This is a genomic window from Chryseobacterium caseinilyticum (genome assembly GCF_014837145.1).
GTDB lineage: Bacteria > Bacteroidota > Bacteroidia > Flavobacteriales > Weeksellaceae > Chryseobacterium > Chryseobacterium caseinilyticum.
The window spans coordinates 396857-403998 of the sequence record NZ_JACYFS010000004.1 but is presented as its reverse complement, the minus strand read 5'-3'; the positions used below and the strand labels follow the sequence as shown (position 1 = coordinate 403998).

The 7142-nt window shown below is 37.0% G+C and carries 6 protein-coding genes; all 6 read right to left on the bottom strand.

The window, feature by feature from the left end; all coding sequences use genetic code 11:
• Nucleotides 1–135: 135 nt before the first annotated feature.
• Nucleotides 136–768, bottom strand: a complete 633-nt coding sequence (locus tag IC610_RS14770; RefSeq protein ID WP_191737532.1) for a hypothetical protein — start codon at nucleotides 766–768, stop codon at nucleotides 136–138.
• 432 nt (nucleotides 769–1200) lie between these two features.
• Nucleotides 1201–2529, bottom strand: coding sequence for a peptide-N-glycosidase F-related protein (locus tag IC610_RS14765; RefSeq protein WP_191737531.1), 1329 nt, complete (start codon nucleotides 2527–2529; stop codon nucleotides 1201–1203).
• Nucleotides 2530–2805: 276 nt separating this feature from the next.
• The gene (locus IC610_RS14760) at nucleotides 2806–3459 is read right to left on the bottom strand and encodes a phosphatidylserine decarboxylase family protein (RefSeq protein ID WP_191737530.1); all 654 of its coding nucleotides are present in this window, start codon (nucleotides 3457–3459) and stop codon (nucleotides 2806–2808) included.
• Between the two features lie 56 nt (nucleotides 3460–3515).
• Nucleotides 3516–4388 (bottom strand): phosphatidate cytidylyltransferase, encoded by an 873-nt coding sequence (locus IC610_RS14755; RefSeq protein WP_191737529.1) that lies wholly within the window; start codon nucleotides 4386–4388, stop codon nucleotides 3516–3518.
• A 24-nt stretch (nucleotides 4389–4412) separates the two neighbouring features.
• Nucleotides 4413–4991 (bottom strand): LUD domain-containing protein, encoded by a 579-nt coding sequence (locus IC610_RS14750; RefSeq protein ID WP_056075569.1) that lies wholly within the window; start codon nucleotides 4989–4991, stop codon nucleotides 4413–4415.
• Nucleotides 4992–5125: 134 nt separating this feature from the next.
• A complete protein-coding gene (gene ftsH / locus IC610_RS14745) occupies nucleotides 5126–7138 on the bottom strand; it encodes an ATP-dependent zinc metalloprotease FtsH (protein ID WP_056075572.1) in 2013 nt (670 codons plus the stop codon).
• Between the last annotated feature and the right edge of the window lie 4 nt (nucleotides 7139–7142).

Here is a 7142-nt window from a genome sequence, read left to right as displayed (position 1 = left end):
ATTGCGGTGTGCAACAAGCTGCTCAAAATTGTATTTGGGGTGGTAAAAAACAAAACAATGTACCAAGATAATTTTATTGCAAAAAGTGCTTAAAATGTTTGGTTTTTTACACAGTTCATGTTATCTGCAGTTTTTCTATTTAATAAATGGAAATTTTTTTTGAAGATTTTTGTACTCGGTTATATACTGATATTTATTTTCAATTATTTTCATATCCTTTGTAAATAATAAATATGTCTCACCTTTTTCAGTAATCATATCTTTATTTGTTATTTGATAAATATATTCAACTTCATACATACATAAATTTAAACTATCTCTTTTGACTAATATTTGTTCATAATGTTTTATTTGTTTTTTAATAATGTCAATAGAATCCCTCAGAACATTAATTTTTGCTTCTTTTTCCTTTACAGACTTATATTCTAACTTATTTACGTAGTCTTCATACATTTGCGAACCAAAATCATCAGTTCCATATTTTAATTCGTACAAATCTTTCGGCGATTTTGATTGTGATAATAAATGGTTTTTATATCTATACAATTGACATATATATAGATATAATTCATCTTTATCAGACAATGTGTCAATTTTTAATATTCTCAAAGAGTCTAAGGATTTATAATCTGCATTATTTTTTAACTCTTCGCTAAAATAAATTTTTGCAGTTTTTAGAAATTCTTTTCTTTGTAATTTTTGCTCGTCTTTACATCCAAATAAAATTGGTAAAATAAACACTAAAATTAGCTTGCAAATATTTTTCATGGATGCAGTCTTTAGAAAATTGCAGATAACTTTCATCTTCACGCATTGCGCAAAGCCGTCGGATTTACGCATTGCGTCAATCCAAACTATAATGCATTAAAAATAAGTAAATATTCAACAGCAGCAAATTTCAGCTAATGAAAATAGTAAAAATTTCCCCACTTAAGTGATTTTAAGAAATTATAGCCATTACGGGTGCTCAAATTTTTTTCTTTAATTAAAATTTTTCCTCAACCTCATTAAAAATTTTTTACATTTGATTTATTAGTTTCAGCAAAAATCCTTTTACACATAAATACAAACCATATGAAAAAGCATAAAAAAATCAGAGCCTCAAAACTCTGATTTTTTGTTTGTTTTGTCAGAACATAGCATTAAACATCAATCACCTACTCAGCCAACACCCAGCGCCTGAAATCCATCACCACACATCTACTTCCTGATTACCTTATGCTTAAACTGAGTTCCGTCTTCTAAAGAAATATCCAGCAAATACGTTCCTGAAGAATAGGGTGTAAGATCGACTTTGGAATCTCCTGTTTCATTCAGTTTTCTTCCGTCTAAAGAATAGATGGAAATATTTTTCACTTTCTTTTCAGATTTTATATTCACATAATCAGCCGTTGGGTTTGGATAGATTGAAACATCTACTGTAGAAACTTCTTTTACAGATAATATCTGATTGGTACTTTGCATATAAATTGAAAGCACAATTCTGCCGTCTTGTCCGTAAAAAACAGCTGTGGGAACTTCATATTTCAAGGTATGACTTCCCGCAGAGAGGGTAGGAGTGGTAAAACTTCTGATCGGCACAGCATCTCCCGGGCACCAGTTGTTCCAGCTTGTCCACCAGGATGTGGACTGTACGCTTGTTCCATAGATGCCATTCCCTTGCGTGTTGTACTGTCTGTAGGGTTCGCAGGATTTTCCTCCTGGAGTGAAGGTGAGCACCTGTGCGTTATCAAGTGAAACAAAATTCTGTCTTCTGATATATTCTTCTCCATTATTGCCTGCTCCGTGAGGAGAAGTGATAATGAAAAACTTTGCATTATTAGTAGCTTGGTTGAGGTTAAAATTAACCAGTCTTACCGTTTGCCCTGGCTGGTCTGTATTGTTGTAATTGTTGAGTTCATTAGAATCCAGCAGAGGAAGAATATTGTTGTAGGTATTTATGGTGGAAGGACTGTTGGATGTCACGAAGTTGAGCGTTCCTGCGAACACGTCGTTCCTGTTGGCACAACCGGCAACCTGAGTATTGGCAGCGTATGGAACACCAAAAACGTCGAGTTCCACATAAATATCATAGGCAGCTCTCAAATTAAGATCGCTGAAAACGGTGTAAAGATTATCGACTTCGTAAGTGTACGGAACGGAAGTCGGGGAAATGTTTTTGTTCATAAACGGAGTGATGTATCTCCCGATTTCAAAACGTTTCACTCCCGTATCGCTCAGGGTATAGGTGGCCTGATTTTTCGGGACGAAAGCAATATGAACGCCCCCGATTCTGTCGTAATTATCGCAGAGTGCACCGATGCTTACGTTCATCTGAATTTTATTCTGGAAAGTATTCAGTTCTGTATCTGAAAGTTTTCGGGCGTATCTGTAATTGGCGAGACGGATGGTATTGGCAGGAACCGCGTTGGAAACATTTGCAGCGTAACCATCATAAAAAACAATAGATGAGAAGACATTGATTGTGGTTTGAGCATGGGTTTGAGAAATTCCGGCGAAAGCCAGAAAAGCGAGTAGAAGTTTTTTCATTAATTATCAGATTTTTGATTTGAAATCAAAACTACGATTTTAAATGAAATAATTGTTACATTAAGTATTGAATGAGTATTAAAATAGCAATATATTAATCAAAATAATTAAAAATTAATAAATCAATATTTATTTAGTAAGTTTAATTTGAATATTATCTAAATGGAAATAATAATCTTTACTTTAAAGCAAAAAATCAGAGTCCGAAAACCCTGATTTTTATTTATATAAAATGATTTCTAAATCATTCATCAATCATCATTCATCAATCATTTCCTAATCTCTCATCTTCGCAATGACATCAATTCCTCCTTTTGTTTTGTCACCGATTTTGCAGATGATTTCAGTGTCTAAGGGAAGGAAAATATCCATTCTTGAACCGAATTTAATGAAACCAAATTCATGTCCTGCTTTTGCCTGATCGCCTTCGTTACAGTAGAAAACAATTCTTCTCGCAACATATCCTGCAATCTGTCTGAAAACTACTTTATGTTTTGTTAAACTTTCCACGGCAACGGTTGTTCTTTCATTTTCAGTTGAAGATTTTTCGTGCCACGCCACCAAATATTTTCCCGGATGGTATTTCTTATAAATTACATTTCCGGAAACCGGGTAACGGCAGATGTGTACATTTAGAGGCGACATAAATATAGAAATCTGAATAGAGGCTTCTTTGATAAACTCTGTCTCTACCACTTCTTTGATCATCACCACTTTACCGTCTACAGGGGCGATCACATTTTCCACATGATCCTGAATATCACGGTTCGGAACTCTGAAAAACCAAAATACCAGTCCATAAATAATCAGAAGAGGTACGATGATCATCAAAGACCACATTTCAAGAAAGTATATCGAAACACTCGCCACAGCAATAAATAAGATACTGGCTACTGCGATTGTGCCTTTGGATTCCTTATGTAATTTCATATTCAGATTTTTAAAAAATCGCCAGGCTTTGTAAGCTCAATGGCGAAGGTTTAGTTTTAAATAAATTTTTCAATAATAAAGTACAAATATACAACAGGCGCGCAGATTAAAAAACTGTCGAGTCTGTCTAATACTCCTCCATGACCGGGAATGATATTTCCGCTGTCTTTCACACCGAATGTTCTTTTAAGCTGGCTTTCAACCAAATCTCCGAGCGGAGCAAAAAGAGCCACCAGAAAACCGACAACCATCCAGTTTCCTCTCAATTCTGGCTGATACTGTTCAACGAAATAGGAGAGTATCAAAGTTAAAACCACTCCGCCGATATAGCCTTCCCATGTTTTCTTTGGTGATATTTTGGGAGCCATTTTATGTTTTCCGAAAAGCCTTCCTGCGATGTATGCAAAGGTATCACTGCTCCAGATGAGGATAAAGAGAAAGATCACTTCCAGCGAAAAAGTCTGATCGTAACTAGAATATTTGGGAAGTCCGAGTGCAAGAGAAAATGGTAAGGCAACGTAGATAACAGTAAAGATCAGTTTTCCGCTGTCAATATAGAGTTCGGTTGCAAATTTAAACAGGGTCAGGGCTGCAATTCCTACTGCCGCAACAGCAAGAATATCCTGAATCCGGAAATCAAAATAAAAGCCGTGCTGGAAATATCTTTTAGAAAAGATATAATAGATAACAGCGACTACAGGAAAAACAATCCACTTTTCGTAGCCGTTTCCAAATTTCATGATTTTGATGCATTCCCAGGTTCCGACAGTTAAAAGTAAAGTGATTAAACCGTAGTACAGATAATGTTGCTTTACAAGTTCAGGAGAAATGCGGTTGATGAGCTGTGCACCTAAAGGCGTGGTACACAAAATAATGATTGCGATATAAATAATACCCGAGAGGGTTCTCTGAATAAGGTTTTTGTCCAAAATTTTCTGAGTTTACAGTTCTGCTTAGTCTTCCAGAAGAAGCAGGAAAAGTTTATTGTTTGGAGCGGTTGCATCCAGTTTATTCTGACCACCGCTGATGGAGGTGAGGTTTTTTATGTTTCCGTTTCTTTTGATTTTTCCCATGGCGTCATTCAGATTGCTCACGATCTGCGATACATTGGCCATGATGATGATTTTCTCCGGAAGTTTGGAAGAATGATAATGGAGGATGTTGTTTGCAGAAAGCATGATTCTGCCGTCGAAAGCAATCAGGTATTCGCAGGTAATAAAAGCGGCATCGTTGGCGTGCTGTAATTCCGGAGTAAAGTTGGTCTTTACTACATTGAGGAAATTTTGAAGGTCTTTGTCACAACAGAAAATATTGTTGACTCCCTCAATCTTCACAATCTGATTAAGAGTCTGTAATGCTTCGGCTTCGTCTGCGCAATAATTGAAAAATCCACCCGAGTGAGTGAAAAGCTGTGCAAACTTGTAATCGAGATCTGCATTTTTCAGCGAATCTCCAAGTTTTTCCAAACTCTGCTTTTCATCATTTTCAGGCTGATTGGTAAGTTTGCTTACAATTTTCTTGAATAAACTCAACTTAATTTATTTTTAGTCAACTTAGTACAAAAGTAAAAAATTAATATAGAACTAATGAGAAATATACGCATAAATGTTAAAAAACCCAGCAGTTTTGAACTGCCGGGTTTTCATAAAATTTATTTAAAAGAATCTTACAGCTGTGTCGGGCTTTCAGGTGCCTGAGTTTCACTGTCTTCCTCTTTATCTTTGATCAGAATTTCTTCTGAAGGTTCTTTCGCATTTGCGATGGTATTCGTTACCGGTTTCTCAGTCAGTTCCGGATCCCACGCTCTTTTTCCGAAAACATCCTCAAGATCTTCTCTGAAAATCACTTCTTTTTCCAGAAGTTTGTTGGCCAAAGCGTCCAGTTTGTCTTTATTGTCTGTAAGAATCTGCACCGCTCTGTCATATTGATTTTCGATAATTGATTTTATCTCGTGATCAATTTTACTTGCTGTCTGCTCAGAATATGGTTTCCCAAAACTGTATTCAGACTGACCTGTGCTGTCATAGTAAGAAATATTACCGATATTCGGGCTCAATCCGTAGATGGTTACCATCGCCTGAGCTCTTTTCGTTACTGTTTCAAGGTCAGAAAGTGCACCGGTAGAAATATTGTTGAATATTACCTGCTCGGCAGCTCTTCCTCCAAGGGTAGCACACATTTCGTCAAGCATCTGCTCGGTTGTCGTCAACTGTCTTTCTTCAGGTAGATACCATGCGGCGCCTAAAGATCTTCCTCTTGGAACAATGGTTACTTTTAAAAGCGGTGAAGCGTGTTCTACCAACCATGAGATCGTTGCGTGGCCGGCTTCGTGATAAGCTACTCTTCTTTTTTCAGATGGCTTGATGGCCATGTTTTTCTTCTCAAGACCGCCAATAATTCTGTCTACAGCATCCAGGAAATCCTGTTTCGTAACTGAAGTGTGGCTGTTTCTTGCTGCAATTAATGCTGCTTCATTACAAACGTTGGCAATATCTGCCCCACTGAAACCAGGTGTTTGTTTTGCCAAAAATTCTCGGTCTACATTTTCATCCAGTTTAATTTTACTTAAATGCACATCAAAAATCTCTTTTCTTTCATGCAGTTCAGGAAGATCAACGTAAACTGAACGGTCAAAACGTCCTGCTCTCATTAAAGCTTTATCTAAAATATCAGCTCTGTTGGTTGCAGCCATTACGATAACGTTCACGTCTGTTCCAAAACCATCCATTTCAGTTAAAAGCTGGTTCAGTGTATTTTCTCTTTCGTCGTTTCCGCCGGAGAAGTTATTTTTGCCTCTTGCTCTACCGATGGCATCAATCTCATCAATGAAGATAATCGCCGGAGATTTGGCTTTCGCCTGAGCAAAAAGGTCTCTTACTCTTGAGGCACCAACTCCTACAAACATTTCCACGAAATCTGAACCTGACAGTGAGAAGAAAGGTACTTTGGCTTCACCCGCAACGGCTTTTGCCAATAATGTTTTACCGGTTCCCGGAGGGCCAACCAAAAGAACACCTTTAGGTATTTTACCTCCCAGTTTTGTATACTTTTCAGAATTTTTAAGGAAATCTACCACTTCCTGTACTTCTTCTTTGGCTCCTTCAAGACCTGCCACATCTTTAAATGTAGTCTGAATTTTTTCTTTCTCGTCAAAAAGCTTGGCTCTTGATTTCCCGATAGAAAAAATCTGTCCGCCAGGGCCGCCTCCGCCACCCATCTTTCTGAAAAGAATGAAGTAAAATAAACCTAAAACAGTTACCCAAATCAAAACGTTGATCAGAATTCCCGCAAACGGGCTTTCGCCTTCAGCGTAATCCTTAGTGGTTTTTAATGCTGGATTCTGACCTTTTAACGCGTCAAATTTCTCAAGGAACAGCTTTAAATCTCCATATTTTACAACATAATCCGGTTTTGCAGACATTCCCAAAGGGCTTGAGAATGGGTTGTTGTCTTTCTTTTCTACCGTCTGTGTTTTTGCTTCTTTGGTTAAAAATACATCAGCCTTTTCAGTCTGTTTGTTAATTTCAACTTTCTGAACTTTCCCTGCCTGCATCTCTCTGAAGAACGTGTCTTCGTTGATGGTTTTGCTGTTTCCTTCCGATAAAAAATTGGAAGCAAAGAACAGCAAAAGCGCGATAATGGCTATAGGAAAAAACCAGTTAAATCCTTTATTATTCATTTAT

What these genes read in the sequence shown, in the direction of transcription:
- IC610_RS14770 (WP_191737532.1), bottom strand. Translation starts at nt 768, where the DNA reads ATGAAAAATATTTGCAAGCTAATTTTAGTGTTTATTTTACCAATTTTA.
- IC610_RS14765 (WP_191737531.1), bottom strand. Translation starts at nt 2,529, where the DNA reads ATGAAAAAACTTCTACTCGCTTTTCTGGCTTTCGCCGGAATTTCTCAA.
- IC610_RS14760 (WP_191737530.1), bottom strand. Translation starts at nt 3,459, where the DNA reads ATGAAATTACATAAGGAATCCAAAGGCACAATCGCAGTAGCCAGTATC.
- ftsH (WP_056075572.1), bottom strand. Translation starts at nt 7,138, where the DNA reads ATGAATAATAAAGGATTTAACTGGTTTTTTCCTATAGCCATTATCGCG.